Raw genomic sequence first — 890 nt, 5'->3', positions numbered from 1 at the left:
CCGTTGGGGCAACAGGAGCCGTCACATCCGCAGCCCCTGTGGTCGCTTCAGGACCAGTGTTGCCTGCGCCATCAGTGGCAGTCACCTTGCCCACTTCGCCTTCTGTCAGCGGGTTCGGTGTAATACTCCAGTGCCCTGTGCTATCGGCTGTGGTGGTCACTGTATTGCCATCGGCATCAGTCACCGTCACGATAGAACCCGCTTCCGCTGTACCACTGAGTTCGGTGCCATTGTTCTGATCCACACCTGGTGCTGCTGGTGGAGTGATATCTGTNCCATCAGTCATGGTTGGAGCACTGTTATTTCCTGCTGCGTCTGTAGCAGTCACTTTACCAACTTCACCATCACCTAATGGATTAGGCGTGATACTCCAGTTACCTGCTGTATCTGTTGTAGTTGTAATCGTTGTACCATCAGCCAATTCAACACTAATTGTTGATTCTGGCTCTGCTGTTCCCGATAAACCTGACTCATTGTTTTGACCAACGCTTGGCGCTGCCGGTGCAACGGTATCTGCTGTGCCTGTTGGTGTTTCAGCGCTGGTGTTCCCTGCTGCATCTGTCGCAGTCACGCTGCCTTCACTACCATCAGCAATTGGGTTNGGTGTAATNCTCCAGTGCCCTGTGCTATCGGCTGTGGTGGTCACTGTATTGCCATCGGCATCAGTCACCGTCACGATAGAACCCGCTTCCGCTGTACCACTGAGTTCGGTGCCATTGTTCTGATCCACACCTGGTGCTGCTGGTGGAGTGATATCTGTGCCATCAGTCATGGTTGGAGCACTGTTATTTCCTGCTGCGTCTGTAGCAGTCACTTTACCAACTTCACCATCACCTAATGGATTAGGCGTGATACTCCAGTTACCTGCTGTATCTGTTGTAGTTGTAATC

1 protein-coding gene is annotated in these 890 nt (G+C 52.3%); it reads right to left on the bottom strand.

Annotated features, from left to right (window positions below; genetic code table 11):
* Nucleotides 1–772: Ig-like domain-containing protein (locus KPC_RS20020; RefSeq protein ID WP_456049186.1), on the bottom strand; the 772-nt coding region annotated here is incomplete at its 3' end.
* Nucleotides 773–890 lie beyond the last annotated feature (118 nt).

The sequence above is a fragment of the Acinetobacter stercoris genome (assembly GCF_900323515.1).
Taxonomy (GTDB): domain Bacteria; phylum Pseudomonadota; class Gammaproteobacteria; order Pseudomonadales; family Moraxellaceae; genus Acinetobacter; species Acinetobacter stercoris.
This window is presented reverse-complemented; position numbering and strand designations above follow the sequence as displayed.